The organism is Bradyrhizobium sp. B025 (assembly GCF_042257955.1).
In the GTDB taxonomy this organism is placed as follows: domain Bacteria; phylum Pseudomonadota; class Alphaproteobacteria; order Rhizobiales; family Xanthobacteraceae; genus Bradyrhizobium; species Bradyrhizobium diazoefficiens.
Map to the genome: position 1 here is coordinate 6,878,652 of NZ_CP170150.1, position 21,578 is coordinate 6,900,229.

The 21,578-nt window shown below is 61.3% G+C and carries 16 protein-coding genes, 1 tRNA gene and 1 pseudogene; 8 read left to right on the forward strand and 10 right to left on the reverse strand.

Annotated elements, in window-relative coordinates:
• Window positions 1-60: 60 nt before the first annotated feature.
• Entirely contained in the window at window positions 61-1,266 is a 1,206-nt protein-coding gene (locus ACE10W_RS32365) for a sensor histidine kinase (RefSeq protein WP_304548197.1), read from the reverse strand.
• A 156-nt stretch (window positions 1,267-1,422) separates the two neighbouring features.
• On the opposite strand from ACE10W_RS32365, the gene ACE10W_RS32370 reads away from it, so the two are divergent.
• From ACE10W_RS32370 to ACE10W_RS32385, 4 genes and pseudogenes are all read left to right on the forward strand, one after another.
• Entirely contained in the window at window positions 1,423-2,487 is a 1,065-nt protein-coding gene (locus ACE10W_RS32370; RefSeq protein WP_304548198.1) for an IS110-like element ISBj4 family transposase, read from the forward strand.
• 994 nt (window positions 2,488-3,481) lie between these two features.
• Window positions 3,482-4,225 carry a Crp/Fnr family transcriptional regulator gene (locus tag ACE10W_RS32375; RefSeq protein WP_039183889.1) on the forward strand — a complete coding sequence of 248 codons (744 nt, stop codon included), beginning with the start codon at window positions 3,482-3,484 and terminating at the stop codon, window positions 4,223-4,225.
• 804 nt (window positions 4,226-5,029) lie between these two features.
• Window positions 5,030-5,383, forward strand: a complete 354-nt coding sequence (locus tag ACE10W_RS32380; RefSeq protein ID WP_304548200.1) for a hypothetical protein — start codon at window positions 5,030-5,032, stop codon at window positions 5,381-5,383.
• A 189-nt stretch (window positions 5,384-5,572) separates the two neighbouring features.
• Window positions 5,573-6,206, forward strand: a pseudogene (locus tag ACE10W_RS32385) (tyrosine-type recombinase/integrase).
• 564 nt (window positions 6,207-6,770) lie between these two features.
• Here the strand turns inward: ACE10W_RS32385 and ACE10W_RS32390 are convergent.
• Window positions 6,771-7,076, reverse strand: a complete 306-nt coding sequence (locus ACE10W_RS32390) for a GcrA family cell cycle regulator (RefSeq protein ID WP_370204676.1) — start codon at window positions 7,074-7,076, stop codon at window positions 6,771-6,773.
• Between the two features lie 38 nt (window positions 7,077-7,114).
• Window positions 7,115-7,237, reverse strand: a complete 123-nt coding sequence (locus ACE10W_RS32395; protein ID WP_370204678.1) for a hypothetical protein — start codon at window positions 7,235-7,237, stop codon at window positions 7,115-7,117.
• Between the two features lie 220 nt (window positions 7,238-7,457).
• Between ACE10W_RS32395 and ACE10W_RS32400 the strand changes: the two genes are divergently transcribed.
• On the forward strand, window positions 7,458-7,781 hold the full coding sequence (locus ACE10W_RS32400) for an antibiotic biosynthesis monooxygenase (RefSeq protein ID WP_370204680.1): 324 nt from the start codon (window positions 7,458-7,460) through the stop codon (window positions 7,779-7,781).
• Window positions 7,782-9,005: 1,224 nt separating this feature from the next.
• Here the strand turns inward: ACE10W_RS32400 and ACE10W_RS32405 are convergent.
• The 3 genes from ACE10W_RS32405 to ACE10W_RS32415 form a co-directional block, all read right to left on the reverse strand.
• Window positions 9,006-9,209 carry a hypothetical protein gene (locus ACE10W_RS32405; protein WP_370204682.1) on the reverse strand — a complete coding sequence of 68 codons (204 nt, stop codon included), beginning with the start codon at window positions 9,207-9,209 and terminating at the stop codon, window positions 9,006-9,008.
• A 1,328-nt stretch (window positions 9,210-10,537) separates the two neighbouring features.
• The gene (locus ACE10W_RS32410; protein WP_304548202.1) at window positions 10,538-10,975 is read right to left on the reverse strand and encodes an ABC transporter substrate binding protein; all 438 of its coding nucleotides are present in this window, start codon (window positions 10,973-10,975) and stop codon (window positions 10,538-10,540) included.
• Between the two features lie 203 nt (window positions 10,976-11,178).
• Entirely contained in the window at window positions 11,179-13,149 is a 1,971-nt protein-coding gene (locus ACE10W_RS32415; protein WP_304548203.1) for a DUF736 family protein, read from the reverse strand.
• A 1,257-nt stretch (window positions 13,150-14,406) separates the two neighbouring features.
• Between ACE10W_RS32415 and ACE10W_RS32420 the strand changes: the two genes are divergently transcribed.
• On the forward strand, window positions 14,407-16,062 hold the full coding sequence (locus ACE10W_RS32420) for a recombinase family protein (RefSeq protein ID WP_370205796.1): 1,656 nt from the start codon (window positions 14,407-14,409) through the stop codon (window positions 16,060-16,062).
• On the opposite strand, the gene ACE10W_RS32425 is transcribed toward ACE10W_RS32420, so the two are convergent.
• The 4 genes from ACE10W_RS32425 to mnmA form a co-directional block, all read right to left on the reverse strand.
• Window positions 16,019-16,095, reverse strand: a tRNA-Met gene (locus ACE10W_RS32425). The genes ACE10W_RS32420 and ACE10W_RS32425 overlap by 44 nt on opposite strands.
• A 251-nt stretch (window positions 16,096-16,346) precedes the next feature.
• Complete coding sequence (locus tag ACE10W_RS32430) at window positions 16,347-16,709, reverse strand: hypothetical protein (RefSeq protein WP_028173123.1); 363 nt, start codon at window positions 16,707-16,709, stop codon at window positions 16,347-16,349.
• 44 nt (window positions 16,710-16,753) lie between these two features.
• Entirely contained in the window at window positions 16,754-17,392 is a 639-nt protein-coding gene (locus ACE10W_RS32435; RefSeq protein ID WP_011089732.1) for a class I SAM-dependent methyltransferase, read from the reverse strand.
• A 21-nt stretch (window positions 17,393-17,413) separates the two neighbouring features.
• Window positions 17,414-18,595, reverse strand: coding sequence for a tRNA 2-thiouridine(34) synthase MnmA (gene mnmA, locus ACE10W_RS32440; RefSeq protein ID WP_028173122.1), 1,182 nt, complete (start codon window positions 18,593-18,595; stop codon window positions 17,414-17,416).
• 343 nt (window positions 18,596-18,938) lie between these two features.
• Between mnmA and ACE10W_RS32445 the strand changes: the two genes are divergently transcribed.
• Together ACE10W_RS32445 and ACE10W_RS32450 are read left to right on the forward strand one after the other, a co-directional pair.
• Window positions 18,939-20,585: a flagellar hook-length control protein FliK gene (locus ACE10W_RS32445; protein ID WP_304548204.1), complete on the forward strand. Its 1,647-nt coding sequence runs from the start codon at window positions 18,939-18,941 to the stop codon at window positions 20,583-20,585.
• A gap of 13 nt (window positions 20,586-20,598) precedes the next feature.
• Window positions 20,599-21,306, forward strand: coding sequence for a flagellar hook assembly protein FlgD (locus ACE10W_RS32450; RefSeq protein WP_011089735.1), 708 nt, complete (start codon window positions 20,599-20,601; stop codon window positions 21,304-21,306).
• Window positions 21,307-21,578 lie beyond the last annotated feature (272 nt).

The following is a 21,578-nucleotide window of genomic DNA, read 5'->3' on the forward strand; positions in this document are numbered from 1 at the left end:
GTTATTCGATCACCTCGTCGGCACGAGCGAGCAAGGTCGGCGGAATCGTTATGGCCCCCTTCAGATCGCCTTCTTGCGAAGAATAGGTAAGTTTACCAAAAACCGCGCTCCTTTCGTCGCGCCAGTAACAACGGCTATATGTCCCTGAAGCTGGCCAACCAGGCCTTTGACGACCTTAAACCCCAAACTGGTGCGCGGTTGATCGATGTCAAAGCCATCCGGCAGGCCGATGCCTTGGTCGGAAACTTCGAGGCGAAGTTGTCCCTCTATCTCGCGGGCAGAGATTTCGATCGCGCCTTTGCCTTCCGGGTAAGCATACTTCACCGCGTTGGTAACGAGCTCGTTGACCAACAATCCTAGCGGAATTGCGTGATCCGCAGAAAGCAACATTGAATCTGCATGGCAGTGCAAGGAAAGCCCCTCGGTTGCCCCCTTCAATTTTTTGCAAAGCTCGGTCATAAAATCTTCCAGGTCGACAAAGCCGATTTGCGAACCACGCCATAGGTGATCATGCACTTGGGCGATGGTTTCCACGCGCGCACTCGCATCGTCTAACGCATTCCTGACTTCTTCGGATTGTGCACTCCGTGCTTGCACGCGAAGGAGGCCGACAACCGAAGTCAGGCTGTTCTTGACACGATGGCTCATTTCCCGTGTCAGCAATTCCTGATGCTCGAGGGCCTTCTGAAGCTTGGCGTCGGCCTGCTGGCGTTCGATGGCGATGCCAAGCAGGCTGGCGAAGCCCGCAAGGAAGTGTGCGTCCGCCTCGTCGAACTCGCCAGGGTCGGTACTATCGACTTCCAGCACGCCGAAGGACTGATTGCCCTCTGCCCCCCGTTCTATCAGCACGTTGATTGCCCGCCTGATACCATGATCCGCTAGGAGCTGAGGCGTACGGAAACGCGTCTCCGCTTCTAGATGGTTTGATATGACGCTCTTTCCAGTCTGGTATGCATACCCTGCTGGCGACCCGGTATCTGTGCTAAGCGAAACGATATTGATGGTCCCGGGCGCCCAACCGACGCCGGCGCGAACCATAAGGCGTTTTTCATCTGGAAGAAATTCTAAGACCTTAGCGAAGCGAACTCTCAGACCCTGTGCGCATAATTCCGTTGCGCGTTGCAGTATTAGCGTGAAGTCGCGGGTCAGCATCGCTATGCGGCCGAAATCCCCAAGTAAGGATTGTTGCTCCAATCGATATGAAAGTTCGTCTCGACTTGGCGGTGTTGCGGAAAGCAATTGTTCCCGCCCGACGTCGGAAGTCATCGAAATCTACCCTTCGAGCCCGTTAGCCCCGCCATGGGAAGACTAGCACGTTACTGGCGTTTGAATGCTACCAATGTCCGCTAATGGGATGGTCCGGCCGTGCTCCTGCCCCGCCAGCGATAAGCTGGCCAGGGGCGCCAAGACAAGGAGCACGCCATGTCCCAGACACCCAGTACTGCGATCGCCGTGATCGGCATCGATATCGGAAAAAACTCGTTCCACGTCGTGGGCCACGATACGCGCGGCGCCATCGTGCTGCGGCAAAAGTGGTCGCGTGGCCAGGTCGAGGCGCGGCTCGCCAATATACCGCCTTGCCTGATCGGCATGGAAGCCTGCGTCGGCGCACATCATTTGAGCCGCAAACTCGCATCGCTTGGTCACGATGCCAGGCTGATGCCGGCCAAATATGTCCGCCCCTATAGCAAGGGACCGAAGAACGACTTCAATGATGCCGAAGCGATTGCCGAAGCCGTGCAACGCCCAACGATGAAGTTCGTGGCGACCAAGACTGTAGAGCAACTGGATCTGCAGGCGCTGCATCGGGTGCGCGAGCGCCTGGTGTCGCAACGCACCGGCATCATCAACCAGATTCGCGCCTTCATGCTCGAACGCGGGATCGCGGTGCGCCAGGGTATCGGCTTCCTGCGCACAGAATTGCCCACCATCCTTGCGACGCGCACCGATGCCCTGTCGCCACGCATGTTGCGTGTCATCGAGGAGTTGGCAGGCGACTGGCGTCGGCTGGATCAGCGCATCGATAGGCTCTCCGGCGAGATCGAAGCACTGGCCCGTCAAGATCAGGCATGTTCGCGCCTGATGACGGTGCCTGGCATCGGGCCGATCATTTCGAGCGCCATGGTGGCCGCGATCGGCACTGGAGACGTCTTCTCCAAAGGCCGTGACTTCGGCGCCTGGCTCGGACTGGTGCCCAAGCAGATCTCGACGGGAGACCGCACGATCCTCGGCAAAATCTCACGGCGCGGCAATCGCTACCTGCGCGTTCTGTTCGTGCAGGCGGCATGGGTTGTGCTGGTCAGGATCAAGAACTGGGAACGTTACGGACTCAGATCCTGGATCGAAGCCGCCAAGAAGCGATTGCACCACAACGTGCTGGCGATCGCACTCGCCAACAAGCTTGCCCGCATCGCCTGGGCGGTGCTGGCTAAAGGACGCGCCTTCGAGCTGACAAGGACCAACGATGCAGGCGTCCGACCCGCTTGATCCTCGCGCCGTGCTCGGCGCGGTCAAGGCGCGGCCTGGCAACGCCGGAGCCAGCCGCAAGCCAAGCGCAACGGCCGGCCTTGACCGCCCGTGCGCGCGACGCGACGCACGTCCTGCGGGCCGGGACGAAGGAACGGCCCCTGGCTCGAACACAGGAACTGCGAGGTAGGAGGAGCATGCGATGACGTAACCCCATCAACAGGTTCCAGCCGAGGTCTGCGAGAGGATGAGACGAGATGGAGGTTCGGTCTTCCCGGCGCATGCGAACACTGGTGACCCAAATGGCCCAATCGAGGCCTGTCCGCTAATGAGAACGCACGCGCGCTGATATCCATGATGGCCCGGAGCAAATGCTCCAATCAAAGGCCGGATACATTGATGCAAGACCACTCACCACCTGATCGACGAATCTCTTGCTACGCACGGCCGGACCATACAGATGCGAAATACTCTACGCGAGCAGATGTTTTCTGCTTCGCCTCTAAACTCAGACGTTGCTCGATGCGCTCGGCACTTCGCATTCGGTGCCACTTTCGGACCAAACGACCGCCTCGTCGGCATGCGCGGGGGAATGCCGCGCATCGTCTGTCTCGGCGGGGCGTGCTGGCGGAATTCCAAGACGCCGGCTTCCAGTAGCTTGTGCGCATCATCGTGCAGAACGCGACGATCGCGGTCCGGGGCATAGTTCGCGCACACTCTTCCGACATCGCCGCGGCGTTTGCCGCGCCCCGGAAATTGGAACTCCCTATGATGTTACCCATACGCATTTTGCAATTGTGCCGCGTAGCGCTGGAATCTAAGTCCTCAATGATCCGGCGAGACAAAAATTCGCCTCGCGATCGCGTGTGTTTGGAGTTCAATTTTTGACATTGAGAGCTTCCGCAGCTGAATTGGATTTCGGGGGGCGAAGCGTAGGCGGATTCAAACAAAGTTCGAGGTTGCCGCCCTATGCCGCTCGAAATGCGATGCGGCGGATGGTTCGCGGCGGGCTACAGTGACGCTTTCCAGCGGGATCGGTAACCGACTTTTGGCAGCACTACCGGCGGCGGATCTCGATCTGCTGGCACCCGACCTAGAGATGGTCGCGCTCGATCGGGACTCGGTCGTCTCGCGGGCGGGTGACCAGACCGAGCACGTCCTCTTCCCCCATAGTGGCGCCATTTCTGTGATGATCGACATGGCGAACGGGCAGACGGTCGCCAGCGCCGCAATAGGGCGCGAGGGAGCAGTAGGCACTCTTTCCGTGCTCGGGCCGTCTCCTGCGGCCGTTACCGCCATCGTTCGTGCCGCGGGCACCGCCTCGCGGATCCCCGCATCGCGATTCCACGCCGCTTTCAGCCGGAGCCCCGCGATCCGTCACGCAGTCCAGATTCACTTCAAGGCGATGCTGATACAGCTACAAATCGGCGGGGCCTGCAATGCGCTGCATTCGGTCCAAGCCCGCATGGCGCGCTGGCTGCTCCATCTTCGCGACCGCGTCGACCACGACGTCCTCCCGCTCACCCAGGAGGCGCTTTCGCAAATACTAGGTGTGCGACGAACGACGGTGACGCTCCTGATGCGGAATCTGCGCGCTTCCGGAGCGATCATATCTGAACGGCGAGGCGAAATCGAGATCGACCCTTCGCGGCTCGCAGCGGTGGCGTGCGAATGCCGCGACACCATGCGTCTCGAAATCGAGGGGATCTTCTCTATGAATGCAACCCAATCTCGCGTTTTGGTTCTGCCGACGCAGTAATTGAAACGGGCGATGTAGCCGCTTCGGCGCGGCCGGTGAAGTCGGCGAAGACGGGGCTGGATAGCGGATTCTTCGGGCCCATCAGGCCGCCGCCCCATGCCTTGACCGGGACCTCCCACCTAATGTCCGTTGCGGGTCACGAGCCGTGCGGTGAGCAAATCAAGTCGGCTCTGCCTTCGATAGGGGACCTCAGCAAGACCTCCTACATTTGTCGAGACGGGCCAACAGGGGAAACAGCGCGGCTTGACCGTTCACTGAACAAGCACGTCCTCATGGCGTCCGGCGGCGGCCAAGCCTGGAATGCCTCAGCGACAAGACTAGCGGAAAAGCCGCCGCCGGGTTGAGAGCGGCGACGGCTTCTTCTTTACGCGCTCAGACGGCCGCGACTACCCGCCGCATCGCATGAAGGAAACGGTTAGCGGGCGCTGCGACGCCATCAATTGGATGACGCTCCTGTTTGCGCAATTCATCGACTAGACGTTCAAGGTAGGGCGGCAGAGGCGAGGCTTCGCGAGATAAGTTCTGTTGCATTCTGTCACCCACCTCGTCACAGATCGAGCGGGCAGTCTTATGATCGATGTGGTCCGATATTCGATTGGTCGGTTCCATATCGCGACCTTTCGATTAGGCCCCACGATTAACTTAAGTTTCAGGGATGCGAAAATGTTTCGCGCACCTTCGAAGAATGCCGATGGTTCCATTTAATGGAACGAAGACACTGTGACCGATCGCCATCGTCAGCGCTGATGCCTGCAACCCGCCGAGTTAGTGAAACTCTTGGGGCGAACGCTTGGAGGAAGTCCGATGACGTTGAGAGGAGTGCCGGCCGTCACGATAATCGTGCTGCTCGGGCTTGGAGTTCAGGCCAAAGCGCAGGCGCCGTGCGCCGAAGTGTTGCGATTGCGTAACGCTGCTAGTGAGGCTTGGAAGCATGCGATGAGTGCACCGGCATCGCAGCGCTGCGGAGCCTTGGCCCAAGTTTCTGTGGCCACGGAGGCGACGCTCAACTACGCGGACAATAACCGCCAGTCATGCAACATCTCTGATCGATTGCTGAACGAGGTGGATGGGTATCATCGGCAAGCGGTGCAGGCTCGCGACAACGTTTGTGCTGGACGTCCTCTTCGATCATATCCGCCGGACATCATCCATCGCTAACATTCTATTACGGGCCCGGTCTGGTCACCCTTCGATTGGCTGCGTGTCAAGGACTGCTAAGGGTCACTTGCGCCCGTCCCATCGATCGAAACGGCGCTAAGTTCGCCTCCAATTGTCCGGAAGCCGACGTGTAGGTTTAGGAGGTTTCCCGCCTGAGAATGACCATCCTCATCAACTGAGGAGGTCATCATGACCGATGTCCCAAGCACCTGTGCGAACTTCTCCAAGCGCGTGCCGTGGAACAAGGGCAAGATTGTTGGCGCGAAGCCGCCACTCCGCCCTAAGCACGTCTGGTCCATCCGGACAAAGCTCCAGGTCGAAGGCCGGACTCGCGATCTAGCGTTGTTCAACATCGCTATCGACAGCAAACTTCGTGGATGCGATGTAGTCGCCCTCAACGTCGATGACATTGCACCAAGAGGCTATGCAGCCGATAGAGCGAGCGTCCGCCAGAAGAAGACCAGCCAGCCGGCCGGTCAAATTCGAACTTAGCGAGGCGACCCGCGAGGCCATCGATGACTATCTAAGGACAACCGGCAAGAAGCCAGGAGATCGTCTAATCACCGGCCGCAGAGGGCCGGACCTGACGACACGGCAGTATGCACGCCTGCTATCGGACTGGCTGGCCGGTATAGGATTGGACCCTCACCTGTTCGGAACGCATTTACTCCGTCGAACCAAGGCAACCCTGATCTATCGGCGGACAGGCAACTTGAGAGCCGTCCAACTCCTGCTCGGTCATACCAAGATAGAAAGCACCGTCCGGTATCTCGGCATTGAGGTGGATGACGCCTTGGCCATAGCGGAACAGGTCGATGTCTGAAGTGCCCGGGCAGAGCGGACGTGCTCTGCCCGTCCTGCCTCCGCTGCTTCGGGCCATTAGGTGACATTCGAGAGAAGAGGCCGCCAACGTCAGCGGGCGAATAGCCTTTCACCTTATTGCTCCCGGGCACCTCCCTTCCTCAGCCCATCCATAATGCCATCGAACTCCCGACGAAACTGCGGCTTGCTTGAGATTGAGTAACCAAGATCACGGTACCACTGGATCGTGAAGTCTGGTCGGAGCTTGTTCAATTCAAGCTCTGCTGTGCCTGCTCCAATTGCACCGTGGCTCCCACCTCGGCTACAAGGACGATCATGCCCTTAACGCCGCCGAGTGGATCGTCGACGACGCGCTGTACGCCTATGCCCAGGAAATGGTGAAGGGTGGAAAGCCGGCCGGATAATTTGCAAACTAGTTGCAGCGTGTCGCGGAAGTGCCACCGAGATCCGGCCGAGCAGTCCCGCGCGCGAACCGCTCGGGTATTTCTGCAATACCGAGCCCGTTCGAACAGAACCAGGTTTGGAGGTGTCGCGGGTTAGCGCTTAGCCCGTATTCCTGACCGCCTCAGCTAACATGGCGTAAAGCTGGCCCTTGCTGGGTTCTTTGGGCTGCTGCTTCTCTAAGGGTTTCGACACCTTTTTTCCCTGCCGGGCGGGTGCAAGCGGCGGACAACGTCGGCCTTTGCTTTGGTATCGACCTTATCTTGGGTTTTGCAGTTGATGGTTTGTGACCACGCTTTAGGTCCAAGCGAGTGAGCCTCCCGCAAGCCGCGTTACGGCTACACCCGAGACGGCGCGCGATCTGCGTGGCGCTGTGTCCTAAGGCCCAGAGTTCTTTCAGCAGGGCTACGTCTCTGTCATCCCAACTCATGGAGATACTATAACGCCGGCTCTCAATTGCTGGCTAGCCTAGTCTTCGTCCGGCTCGCGCACGACCGGCGGCTCTTCTTCCTCCTTGTCCTGATTGTCCTCGTCATCTTCCTCATCTTCATCAGGATCTCGGGGCGGCATCATGCGGCCTATGGTGACCATTGCGCCCAACTCGATCGAGCCGGTAGGAAGTCTTTTCGAAGATGCGTTGCTTCATGTTGTTGCTCCTTCAAATACCCGTGGCTGGACGCGAAGCATGATCACAATGAAATGAGGGCGATTTGAACCGTTACTATCCTCGGGAGTTCAATTTATTGGATGAACTTCGTCGGCGGCGGGGGCTCATGAGGGAACTCAAGCCATTTGCGATGGGAGCGGCTCCATGACCCACATACAAGCAGGTCGTACGATAGTCACGCAGATCACCGTAATCGAGGCAGAGCCGGAAAAGCAGGGCGAGGCTCTCTCGCTGATGACCGATCGAGCACGCTTCATGGCTCGGCAGCCCGGCTTTGTCTCAATCAGCTTGCATCGAAGTCTCGATGGCCGGCGCATCGTCAACTACATCCAATGGCAAAACCGCGAGTTGCTGCAGTCTGCCCACCAGTCGCCGGACTTCCGCAAGGAGTGGGGCAAGTTTGACGACTTGACCGATCAAATCGATCCACATTTCTATGAAGTCGTCGAAGTGTTGGAGGCCGACTAAGTTTTTCGCATTTGTTCAAATCCTGTCGCGGGATGTCATAAGTCCAAGCCATTGGTTCCAGCGCGCGGCGCAGACCCGCGCCAAGGCCCAGCGTACCAGAGACGCGGTCACCCGAGACCGGCTGATCCAAATGGCCGAGGAATATGACCGTCTCGCCGAACAAGCGGAACGACAGCTGACGAGCTTGGATGCTCCTGCCGAGCGAAAGCCATTGTGATGGGCGACGCATAAGCGGCAGCTGCCCCTGATCTCCTGTCCAGTCGATGATTTCGAAACATGCCGCGCCGAAGCATCTCAACTTCAAGGTTGGCATTATTGGGCATGGCTGAGGCTGGAACTCGCGCAAAAAAGGAACCCGCCCGAAGGCGGGAGGCGCAAGGTACCGCAATGGCCGCAAACATCAGTCAGAGGCACACATCTCAGTGCTTCTCTGCAAGCTAGGCCTCGCTAGGCCAACGGTGAGTTGGCTAGGGTCCGCTGATGCCTCGGCTATTTTCTGTGGTTTCGCGCGCGGTGTCAGAACCGCGATCTGATGGGGAGAAGCGGGCATACCGGCCAACATTAGCCTTGGCGTAGCCGAACTCTCCTCCACTTGGGCCGAGCCCAGCACTGCTACTTGATGCCGGGAGATCGGGAAGCCCGTCAGTTCAAAAGTCGGAAAGTGTAAATTGCACGCGCCAGCTTGATTGATCGTTGCGCCTCCGATGGCGGCGATGGCGGTCGCGATCAAGAACTGATTTCGCATGATGATACCCCTCTTGGATTAGAGATATTCCCACCACGAATTCCAATCCGGCCTTAGCTCTAAGTCGGTGATGCGACGTGTGAACCCGCTCACACTAACTGCGCCCATTCTGTGCGCCCAACCGAGCGACCCGGGGGCGCCTCAGATTGGCCCCCAGCGCGCCCGAATCGCAATCGCAGCTACTACTGCCCCGGGATATCGATGCAAATCGCGCCCTTGGCTACCGCTCCACCGCGCTATCTGGCCCCCCAGCCCCACGCGGTGGAGCGGAAAGCTTCGGCAAGTGGATCAACGGCACGATCCCGGCAATTTGCAAGCTGAGCTACAAAATTCATGAGAAGCCCGCGCGGCGCGATCTCGGCCAAGTCTGCCCTCACCAAGGGCCGCCGCCGACCCCGCGACGGGAGCCCTGTCCCGGCGCTGGCATCGCCTTTCCAGCCTCGTTCGTACAAAGCGAAGTTATTCCTCGCGCCTCACGTTTAGTGCTTGGTCGAATAGACCAGCGACATATCCTCAAACTCCTCGATTGGAAGCTCGTTGATGTCGATGGTGCGGTGGAGATCGTGCAAGGAACCCATGCCGGTGGTTGCTGCAGCACGGTTCAGCGGGGGCGAATGCGGTACAGTGGTTGCAGCGGCAAACAGAGCAGTCGCGAAAAATACAGACGCAAATAATAGCTTCATGGGGGAACCTCCGCTCCCCAGCCCAAAAGGAGGTCTGCGGGAATGGCGGCGAGGTTCAAAGCCCGTTGCTTCCGTTTAGGTGCGCGGTGTCCGCTCTGCAACGCACCACGGACTCGGGGCCGGGCATTGCGTCGCGCCCGAGAAGGGCCAATACCGTAACGGACAAGTTGCGGCGTAGGCAGAGGGCAGCGTTCAATCCGACAGACGAGGAATGCGACGTATGGATGCGAGCGCGATGGATGGGAGGCAAGGCGTTACAGCCTTGCTAAAACGGGCGCGATGCCCCATGACTTAAGGCAGCGCCGCCAATGCACTTCTGAGTTACACCGGCCGTTTTAGCCACCAGACCGTATCAAATACGGATCCAAGGACCCAGCTAATCGGTCCGCCACTTGTATGGCGGCCGGCGTGGACTGCTTTTCGCGATGAAGCGAGCCGACGGAATTCACGACCAGCCCACTACAAGCAAGAACAGCTATCGCAATCGCAGCGAGATATTTGGTCCTCATGACGATGGTCCCCTTTTATCGCCCCATGAACTAACCGGGCACTCTGAGAAATGGTTCCCGACTGCTGCGGCCCAATGTTTTCGGCCGCATCGGAAGTTGCTTCCATGGCGCCAGCGACTAGCCGCTGGGGCAGGTTCCTCCTTCGGAAGGGAACATCGCGGTCGCGATCAGAAATCAAGGAACGAAAAGCGTCCGCCAGGCTTTAGAAAAACTGAGGCCGTCGCTCGCCGGTAGTAACACGGCGCATGTCGCGGATAGCCAATGGTCGCAACGAGCGACCCGCTGCTCTCAATACAAGCGCTCGCGCAGATAGCCAAAAGCGACGGTCTCCGGTTCTATTCAAAATCGCCAGCAGTGCCCCGGTCGGTTGCGGGGGGAGTGCACGGCGTGCTGGCGGAACGAAGGCGCCGCCATGCGCAACCGAATTGACATTGACCACGTACACAGTCGGGCCATCGTTCGAGAGATCGGCGAGAGACTACGTGCGTCGCTGAAACCAGAGCCGGAAGTACCGGCGAGCCTGAGAGCGCAAATTGATCGGCTCCGCGAATTCGAAGCGGCCGAGCACTGGAACAAGTCGCGCGGTTGAGCCGCGGTCGGCTCGGCCGAACATGGATGAACGATGCCGCCGGTGAAGCTTCGTGCATCGTCGATCTTGAATGAGTACGGTAAGGCGTATCCGAATTGATAGGCAAAACCGTCGTTGGCGCGGCCGCGCAGCGTCGCAGGGATATCGATGCCGAGCGCCTTGACCTTCGAGACCATCGGTCTTCAACCCGGAGGTCTGCAGGGTGGTCCTTAGCGGACATCGCTGAGCGCTTAGCGTACGTCCGCTTTGATCAACTCGTCAGCCCTCGCGACCAAATGCTGAGGAACAGATAGGCCCATATCTTTGGCAGCTTCGAGGTTGATGGCAAGATGGAATTCGCTCGGCACTTCGGCGGGCAAATCACTTGGCTTTGCCCCGTTGAGGATCTTCTCGACGAAATATGCGCCCCGGCGCCATATTCCATCAATTGTCGGACCATAGGCAAGCAGTCCGCCGATCTGCACCCATTCTCGATATTCATGGGCGTTCGGAATTTTGTTTTCTATTCCGAAGTCGACAATCCTCTTGCGAGCAAAGACGAACATCGGATCTGTGACAGTAGTCATCGCATCAATCATCGTATCCTGCCTTTTGCGCAGGATTGAAGCAAACGCGACCTCAAATTCCGGCGGGGAACGAACTTCAAACGGCTGCGCTTCAATTCCCAATTTTTCAAATGCCGAAGAAATACTGTTGAGCTCGATGAATTCGCCACTCGCCCCCCTCGAACCGGCTTTAAGGTGCGCAACGAATCTGTGGCTGTGCGCCTCCCCTTTGAGGGAGAAAATGCTCTCCTGCCTCCCTTCAAAGCGGCGCGGGAAACGAAAAAAGGCCCCGCCTCCGAGGACGCGGGGCTGATGATCCGAAGCGATCAGTCCCCGCTGCGGCGCGACCAGATCAGGGTGAAACCCTCGTCGCCTTCGACCTTGACCAGCGAGGCGTAGATCGGAGCGGGGAAGCTCGGATCGTCGAGCTTGACCGAGAGATATTCGCGGTCGCTGTCGCGAACCGTCTTCTTCCAGGCGGCGCCGAATTCGGTCGCGCCTGCGAAAATGCGGTAGTCGGGAGCCTTGTCGTTGTCCCTCTCGGACGTCACGAACTTGGCCTTGATGTTCAGCGTCAGCGTCTTGATCGAGCCGGTGTAGCCGTTGTCCGAAGCGGTGAAAGTGCCGATGATCGCCATGGTCATCTCCGTCTGTCTGTTGTTCGGGCCGCGTCCATCGCAGCCTCGATGGCGATCCTTGGCCCGGGGAGCGATCGGCCCGCAGCCGCAAGGCCCGCAGCGCCAATTGGCATGGCGATCCGACCACGCTTTGCCAGCCGGGGTGTCTTCGATCCCGACCGCATGCGTGGCCAAATCCGTCTTCACGGGTTGAATGCCGACCACATGGGCATTGGCCCCGATATAGAAGATTTGAGCGGCCAGCGCGTGGGTGACGGCCATGATGGCAACATCCGACTGCTCACTCAGATTGAGACGCAGCCCTAAAGTGCGATGCGCGGTGAGGTCGCGAACGAGCGTATCGGACAGCCTCTGTTCCTCCTCTTCCTCCTCGTTTTCTTCCTCCCCTCCTTCGCCATCGCATGTGGCTTGATCGCCCCCTCCACTCGCCTCATCCGGTGTTTGTCCGTCGCCTTCCTGACCAGCTTCGGCATGAGGTTCGTCGTCCTCGGGACGGATGAAACCGCGTTCGATCCTGACGCTGCCGTCGTGATTGAGGATCACGAACGCGCCGCCGCGCGCGACATCGCTGGGATCGTAGGCCTGCCGTTTCGCCTCAAACTGCTCGATTTGGCTCTCCAATTCGCCGAACCGCGCATCCACCTCGTCAGGCAGTTCCTCGGCCGCTTGGTGCTGTTCGGTCAGTTGGTCGAACTCGGTTTGAGAGACCCGAAGGGCGGTCTGATCTTCCGCCGAAAGCTCGACCGGATGCGGGTAGGCGCGACGCATGCCGTGGGCGTGCGGGAAGTCGAGATGGGGTTCCGTCCACTTCCATCCCTCGGCCGACCGTAAGGCGTCGGCCTCCCGGCCAAGCCGCGCCGTCACCAAGAGATCGAGCAGTGCCACGTCTTCCAGATAGCCGCCGCGATCCCCGGTGAAGAGGTCGCGCAGGATCGTACCGCCCGCCTCGATGTAGGCCTCCAGCCCGACAAAAAGCGCGCGGCGATCCGTCGCGGCGACATGAGTTTCGGTGAGCAGACGGCGGATGGTGCTGGCATCGCCATCGTAGGACAGGCGCTCATAGACGCTCTCCTGCCGCGCCTGATCGTCGGTGATGGCAAAGGCCATCAACTGCTCAAGGGTCAGGTCGCCATCGCGATAGAGCTGCATCAGTTTTGGAGAAACCGCCCCCAACCGGAGGCGTTGCCGGACCACTTGCGGCGTCACCCCGAAGCGCGCAGCGATCTCCTCCGCACCAAAACCACGCTCCTCTGCAAGCCTCCTGAACGCCTCGAACTGGTCGGCGGGATGCATGTTTTCCCGGGTGACATTCTCGTCCAAGCTGATCTCGTGGGGGTCATTCGCGGTGTCGATGATGCAGCGGATCGGCTCAGTCTTCTTGATCTCCTTCCGCTTCACTCGCAGCAACTGGGCAAGCCGCCTGCCCTCGCCGATGGTCACCAAATAGAACCCCGTAACCGTGCCCTCTCCGTCCAACTCGGGCTCAACCACCAGATTTTGCAAGATGCCCTTGGCGGCAATACTCGCCGCATAGCCCTCGATCGCCGCCTCGCTATGCGGCGTTTTGCGCGCATTGTTCGAGGACTTCTTGAGCTTGTTGAGCGGAATGAGAACCTCCGTCCCGCTCACGGGGATGATTTCAACTGATTTGGCCGACATGATCATTCTTCCTTTTGCTTCCTTGGGTGCAGCGCGCACCACGCGCCTGCACCCCTGCCCGCCGGCGAGACCGGGGGTAGCAAGTGCCAGGGCGACCCGAGCGGAGGGGGATCGCCCGCCCGATAAGGGCCGCTCGCGAGAGCGGGTCTGCACGGGCGCATGTCAGTTGTTCGAGGAAGTGAAGACGATTCGAAAGCACGGAAGACCGGGGAGACCGCTCGGGTCGGCGCCGGCGACAGCCGGCGCTTCACCCTGGCGCGCGCGAGGGGCGGCGCCCCTTAGATCTCGCGTTAGAACGTTGAGCAAGTCAGAGCAGGCCAAAACAAGGGATTGAAAACAAGAGCAAGAGTGAGAAAATCAAAAGAGGCACCCGCAGGAGGGTCAGCATAGCGCCGATGCGCAGCGGCGGGACCCGGGACCGAGTGCAGTCGCGAGACCGGTTAACAAGGCACCCGCGCGACGGGCAGTGATAGCGGTGCCGCGAAGCAGCAGCCCTTCGTGCGAGTGCCTCCGGCGAGCGACACATTATATCTGTTTGTGCGAGGGATTGAAGCCGATGGCCGAGACGCAACGCGGCTCGGTTCACAAGAGCCCGGTGCGGCGATAGCCGCACGCGCCCATATGAGTGAGTCCCATGAGCAGCGCGATAACATGAATATGATCGACTAGACCAATCAGCGGCCAGTCATACCCAGATGACGTAAGCAACCCGAACTAAGCGCAAGATGCGTTAGCTTTGTTTAGCTTGCAGTTGAGGGAATGACGCCGACCGTGCTTGATGACGACGACAACTCAGCAGTCGAACTGGACGCCAGTTACTACATCACGACATAGAGCTTCTGCAAGCAGTCAGCCCTTCACCCCACTTCCGCAGCACGGCGCCTTGTATTGAGTCCCAGCGATGACCCGACATCGTTCCAGCCCACTATTGGCTGCGCCGAATGCCAGTTGCGATCGCAGCAGGATATTCGACAGACAAAGGCTTTATACCGTCTTCTGCGCACGGCATCTAATTGCCCCGCACAACTCTAAGGCTGCTTTTCGCCTGAACATCCTCGAAGCAATATCCCGAAGACGATCGTCAGTTGTCACGTTTTTCCAATTTGTGACGGGTGCTTGCACCTCGAGACATCGCACAATGATCTAGAGAATCGATCGTGCGGCCTGTTGATCGAAAATTACCCTTGCAGACGAGTCCCGACGAGGCGATCTTACGCCTTGCGCGCGCACTTGCTCGCCTGGCTGCAAGGGAAGATCATGAGAGAGAGCAAGCCAATCGAACAAAAAAAGAGAGCGGCAATCTATGCGCGGTTCTCGACAGACCTTCAGAACGAACGATCGATTGAGGATCAGCTTTCGCTTTGTCAAAGCTATGCTGATCGCGAAGGATTGAGCATCGTCCGCACGTATGATGATCGGGCTCGCTCCGGTGGCTCATTGATGGGACGCAACGGCCTGCTGCAGCTGTTGGACGATGCCAGGGAGAAATCCTTTGATATTGTCATCGTTGAGGCCCTTGATCGTCTCTCCCGCGACATGGAAGACCTTGCGGGCATCCATAAGCGGCTATCCTTTCTCGGGATCGAGATCCGGGCAGTCCATGAAGGCGTCGTCAACACTGTGCTGGTCGGCCTTCGCGGCTTGGTCGGACAACTCTATCGCGAAGATAACGCACATAAGGTGCGTCGCGGTCTGGCCGGGCGGATCAAACAAGGCTTGGCTGGAGGCGGCCTGACATACGGATATGCCGCGATCGCCGGAAGAACGGGTGAGCGCGTTATCGTCGAGGCCGAGGCACAAATTATTCAGCGCATCTTCCAGGAATACATCGAGGGTCGAACCCCTCGCGAAATCGCGCACGATCTCAACAAGGACGGAGTATCACCTCCGCGAGGTCGAGCATGGAATGCCTCAACGATCAACGGCAACCTTGAGAGGGGAGCCGGCATCCTGCAGAACGAGCTTTATGTAGGACGTCTCGTTTGGAACAAGGTCAGGATGGTGAAAGATCCTGACACGGGAAAACGACTGTCACGCCCCAACCCGCGGAGTGAGCGGCAGGTTGCTGACGTTCCGCATCTTGCAATTATCAAACCCGAATTGTTCGCGGCGGCTCAAAAGCGCAAAGAAGAGCGCGGTCATACCCACCCTAGCCATCAACGCCGGCCGCGACGGATGCTGTCTGGTCTGCTCCGTTGCGGTTCGTGCGGTGCGGGCATGTCAACCAATGGGCGAGACAAATCGGGGCGTGTTCGCATTCGCTGCTCAGCAGCGACGGAGAACGGCACGTGCCCGGACGCAAAGACCTTCTATCTTGACACGGTTGAGAGCGCTGTTCTCACAGGGCTGCAGGCCGAGTTGCGTGCGCCGAAAGTCATTGCGGAGTACGTGCGTACTTACCTCGAAGAGCGAAAACGCCTCGCGATCACATCGAATGCAAAGAGGCAGCGTCTCGAACAGCAGCTCGCGCAGTTGAATCGGGAAATCGAACGACTGGTGGACGCGATTGCAAAAGGGCACGGCGATCCATCCGTTCTCGGTCCGCAATCGACTGCCCTGGATGTCAAACGAAAGCGGATATCTGAAGAGTTGCGGAGTGAACCGCCGGCCGCAAAAGAGGTCGCGCTGCATCCAGCTATTCTCAAGCGATATGAAGAACAGCTAGGTCGGCTCGAGGAGGCGCTAACGAAGGGTATCCGTTCGGGCGACGGAGAGGCGGCCGAAGCCATCAGAGACCTGATCGACAGGGTCACTGTCTTCCGAGATCCATCACGCCTCGGTGGCGTAACGGTGGAGATATCAGGCCGGTTAAACGCCCTGTTGGGGGAAAAAGCTTTCCCAAACCAAGTCAAAGGGGTGTGGGGAAAGATGGTAGCGGGAGAGGGACTCGAACCCCCGACCCCAGGATTATGATTCCCGTGCTCTAACCAGCTGAGCTACCCCGCCACAGGGTCGCGAACGGCGAAACCGCCGATCTCGCGAACGCGCGGCATATAAGGAAGGGGGCGGCGTGCTGTCAATCCGGGTTTGCGAAAGCTTTGACGGATATGGCGCTTGAGAGGGGAAAACCGGCCCCTTTAGGCGCTGGAGTCGCGATTTCGGGCACCAGACTCGCGGAGAGTCCCCTCACCCGGATCGCATCTTCGATGCGCTCCGGCCTCTCCCCGCAGGCGGGGAGAGGCGAAGGAAGAGCGAGCCTATTTCGGCCGGACCGTCGGGTCGCCGCCGGGGCTGCCGGGGGGCGGGATGACGGGGGTGTTGCCGCCGCTTTCGGGGGCCGGGGCGTGCATGTCGGGGTCTACGCCCGAGGGCGGGCAGAGCACGCCGTCGGATTTGGCCAGCCTGTCGCCGAGCGGTTCCCGGGACTGGCCGGTGGTGGTGCCGTCGGGTACGGCGGCGCGGTTCGGGCGGTCCTGGGGCAGGCAATTGGCGGCGTGCTGCGCCGATGGCGGCGCGGTCGCTTGCGGCGGCGTCGCAGGAAGCGGCGGGGCCTGCGCCATCGCGGCGCCTGAAGCGGCGATGACGAGGCCCGCAACGAGGAGTTTCGATGTCGTGCGCATGGGAGGGAAACGCGCGGCCAAGCCCGCGTGTTCCGAGCCCATGATCACGATTTGCGGTAGCGGATCAGCGAAAAGTGGCCCATCGGCGGCATCGGGCGGCGCTCGGCCAGCGTGATGCCGCCGTGCTTTGCGGCCCAGTCGACCAGGCGCTGCCACGGGAATTCCGGGCGCCAGCCGAGGCGGCGGGCGACGGGCGCGAAGGCGAGCTCGAACAGCTTGCGCGGACCGCTCTCGGCACCGATGTGGTTGACGAGGATCAGCTCGCCACCGGGCTTCAGCACGCGCACGAATTCGTCGAGCGTGCCCTCGGGATCTGGCACGGCGGTGATGACATATTGCGCGACCACCGCATCGAAGAAGTTTTCGGGGAAGGCGAGGTTTTTCGCGTCCATCACCGAGAGCACCTCGACATTGCTGAGCCGCAGCGCGCGCACGCGCGCCTGCGCCTTGCGCAGCATCGGCTCGGAGATGTCCACGCCGCAGATCTTCGTGGTGCGCGAATAGTCAGAGAGTGAGAGCCCGGTGCCGACGCCGACATCGAGGATGCGGCCGCCGATGCGGTCGGCCTCCGCGATGGTCGACTGCCTTCCGGCGTCGAACACCTTGCCGAACACGAGATCGTAGACCGGCGCCCAGCGGCCATAGGCCTTCTCGACCCCGGCCCGCGAGATGTCTGCTGCCATGCCCCCTGCCCCGGAAATTTTCTAGCCGCGCACCGCTTCCACCAGCGGCCTCGCAGCGTTGCTCGCAACCTTCGCCGCGGCGCTCTGGATGAAGCCGCCGCCGAGCACGCGCGCCTGCCCCGAGGGCGCATCGTAGAACACGCAGGCCTGGCCCGGCGAGACGCCCTCCTCGCCGGCGACGAGCTCGATCTCGTAATGGCCGCCAGCGCCGCGCAGCCACGCCGGCTGGGGGCTGCGCGTCGAGCGCACGCGCACGAACATCTCGAGGCCATTGCCGATGGCGCTATCGATATCACCGCCGCCGAGCCAGTTGACGTCGCGCAAGCTGATGCGGTGCATCTTCAGCGCCTCGCGCGGGCCGACGACGACGCGGCGATTGGCGGCCTCGAGCCGCACCACGAACAGCGGCGCGTGAGCGGCGATGCCGAGACCGCGGCGCTGGCCGACGGTGAAATTGGCGATGCCGTTGTGCCGGCCGAGCACGCGGCCGTCGAGATCGACGATGTCGCCGGGGTCCATCGCGTTCGGCCGCAGGCGGGTGATGATGTCGGTGTAGCGCCCCGTGGGCACGAAGCAGATGTCCTGGCTGTCGTGCTTGTCAGCGACCGCAAGACCGAAGCGGCGCGCGAGCTCGCGCGTCTCCGGCTTGGTCATGTCGCCGAGCGGAAAGCGCAGATAGTCGAGCTGTTCCTGCGTGGTCGCGAACAGGAAGTAGCTCTGGTCGCGATCGGCATCGGCGGCGCAGACCAGCGCGCGCGAGCCGTCGTCGAGACGGCGCGAGGCGACGTAATGGCCGGTGGCGAGCGCCTGGGCCCCTAACTCGCGCGCGGTCTTGAGTAGGTCGCGAAACTTGACCGAGCGGTTGCACTCGATGCACGGCACCGGCGTTTCACCAAGAGCATAAGAGTCGGCGAAATTGTCGATGACGGACTCGCGAAAACGGTCCTCGTAGTCGAGCACGTAATGGGGAATGCCGAGCTTGGCGGCGACGTCGCGGGCGTCGTGGATGTCCTGGCCGGCGCAGCAGGCGCCCTTGCGATGGGTCGCCGCGCCATGGTCGTAGAGCTGCAGCGTGATGCCGACGACGTCGTAGCCCTCAGCCTTGAGCAGCGCAGCCGTCGTCGAGGAATCGACGCCGCCCGACATGGCGACGACGACCCTGGTGTCCTGCGGACGGCCTTCGAGATCCAGACTGTTGAGCATGGGTTCTTAAGGTGTGACGGCGGCGTTCGGCGATCCGCGATATGCCTTTGGCCGGGACATCGGTGGTCCCGGGGAACTTCGGTTCCCGCAGGGCGCGACTGGCCCGGTCGAAAGCGGCTGAGAGCGATCTCTTTAATATAGGGGGCATTCCGGTGAAGCAATCACAGGGGAGACCGGCTTAGGGCAATTCTTGCCGGGGCGGCAGAAATGGCGGGGTCGCGGAGGGCCCTGCGGCGGCAAGCTCGACGCATCAAGATATTGATTTTACTTCTAAATTTTCCACGCTCAGCGCTGGCCCGCTCCTTGCTACCCCTGTGCCGAAGATGTTTTCACGAGGTCGCCTGTGGTCGGTCGGACGTCAGATGTAGCTGCCAGCGTGCCGGTTCCTAGCGCGCAGCAAAAGACTGCGCGCTCGCAAGGGCCGAAGGACACGTCGACGAACGACGCCTTCGGCTCGCTGGTCGACAGTAATACCCAGGCGATCAGCAACAACGCGGCCTCGCAGGCGCAGGACAGCGCGCCGCGGCGGACCGATTCGGCGTCATCCGCCGCAGACAAGAGCCCGCGCGACACCTCCTCGACCGACCAGTCCTCGCAGAGCAAGGCGAGCGACGACACCGACAATTCCGCGCCCGCCGGGAGCGAGACGACGGACGATCCGGCCAAAGCCACGGACACGGCGTCGGCCAAGAGCAAGGACAAGACCAAGGACAAGCCGGAGGCGTCCGACGCCAAATCGGCGGACAAGTCCGACGCGACCAAGGGCGACAAGTCCGACGGCACCGACGGGCTCGCCGCCGCCGTCGCAATCGATGCCGCCGCGGCCGCGCAAGTGGACGCGACCCAGGCCGCCGTGCCCGATCCGAACGCGATCGTGGTGGCCGCGCCGGTCGTGCCTCTCGATCCGAACGCTGCGGCGAACCAGGCCGGCGATGCCGCCGCCTCGCCGCTGACGATCGCCGCCGCCGGCCTCGCCGCCAGCGCCTCCACCGCGGCGCAGATCGCCGGCGCCAAGACCGATACCGCGACGGCGGGCGACAAGAGCGCCAAGGCCGCGGGCGCCAAGGTCGATGCCGAGACCTCGGCGACGCTCGCGGACGCCGCGACCGGCACCACCGACGGCACCGCGACCGACGCCAAGACCAATGGCGGACTGATCGCCGCCGCCGTTGACCAGGGCACGCCGAAGACCTCGTTCAAGGCCGCCGCCACCGCGCCAGGCGCGAGCGACGTCTCCAATATCGGCCAGGACGCGGGCAAGGCGAATGCCGCGACCGCGCAAACGCCGGCGACCGCGACGGGCGCCGCCGCGCATCCGCAAGCGGCCAAGCCGCAAGACGATGCCGGCGCGACCGACGCGAAGGCTGCTCCCGCCGACCGCGCCGCCGATGCAACGCCTAGCGCAGCGGCCACGCACGCCCATGCGAATGCGCCGGCCAATGTAGCCGCGACCGACACCAGCGCGCAGGCGGCCTCCGCCGTGCAGGCGCCCCTGACCACGACGACGTCGGCCGCGACGGCATCCACCGCAACGCTCACCGCGACGGCGGCAACTTCGACCGCCGTGCCGATCAACGCCGTGCCGATCGAGATCGCGGCCGCCGCGCGCGCCGGCAAGACGCGCTTCGACATCAGCCTCGATCCGGTCGATCTCGGCCGCATCGACGTCCGCATCAATGTCGACCGCAACGGCCAGGTCACCTCGCATCTCACCGTCGAGAAGCCGGAGACGCTGCAGATGCTGCGGCAGGACGCGCCGCAATTGCAGCGCGCGCTCGACGATGCCGGCTTCAAGACCGGCAGCAACGGACTCTCGTTCAGCCTGCGCGACCAGAATTCGTCGGGCCAGAACTCCGGCCAGAACAACGACAATGGCGGCAATGCCCGCCGGCTGATCATCAGCGAGGACGACACCGTTCCCGCAGCGCCCGTGGGACGCGGCTACGGCCGCATGCTCGGATCGAGCAGCGGCGTCGACATCAGAGTGTGAGGAGTATTCGCAAATGACCACCACGAATGCCGCCACCGCCCCTTCCGTCGTCTCCGGCACGACCGACGTCCCGAAATCGTCCTCGTCGAACTCGCTGAGCTCGAGCACGGGATCGACGCTCGCCGGCAACTTCCAGACCTTCCTGACGCTGCTGACGACGCAGCTGCAGAACCAGAACCCGCTCGATCCGCTCGACACCAACCAGTTCACCCAGCAGCTGGTGCAGTTCGCCGGCGTCGAGCAGCAGCTCAAGACCAACGATGCGCTGTCCCAGCTCGTCACGCTGCAACAGACCACGCAGGCGACCCAGGCACTGGGCTTCGTCGGCAAGACCGCGCTGGTCGACGGCTCGACCGCGACCATGAAGAACTCGTCGGCGACCTGGCATCTCAACGTGCCCAGCGACTCGACCGTGGATATCACCGTCGCCAATTCCAGCGGCCAGACCGTGTTCACCGGCAAATACACCGCCGCCGCCGGCACCGACATTCCCTTCACCTGGAACGGCCAGGGCAATGACGGCACGCAATGGCCCGACGGCAAGTACACGATCTCGGCCACGGGCAAGGATGTCGCGAACAACAATGTCGGCATCGCCGCGCAGGTGCAGGGCGTGGTGTCGTCGGTCGACCTGACCCAGTCGCCGCCGCTGCTCACCATCGACGGCGCCAGCTACACCCTGAGCCAGGTGAAGAGCATCATCGCGACCAGCAGCAATTAAAGGCCTGCGCGGCCGCCACACACGAGATGTCATCCCCGCGAAGGCGGGGATCCATAACCACAGAACGTCGTTTTCGCGTGAGACCGTAACCCCGAGTCGTCGTCAAACTGCTCCCTGGGGTTATGGGTCCCGGCCTCGCGCTCCGCGCGCCCCGGGACGACGGTTGAGAGCTTTGCAGCGTCGCGCTCAGGCCCCGGTTTGTTAGTAAAGTATTTACTTTCTGCCCCGCCCGGCCGGCTGAAACGCGCTTTCAGCCCTCCGGGCCGGCCGTG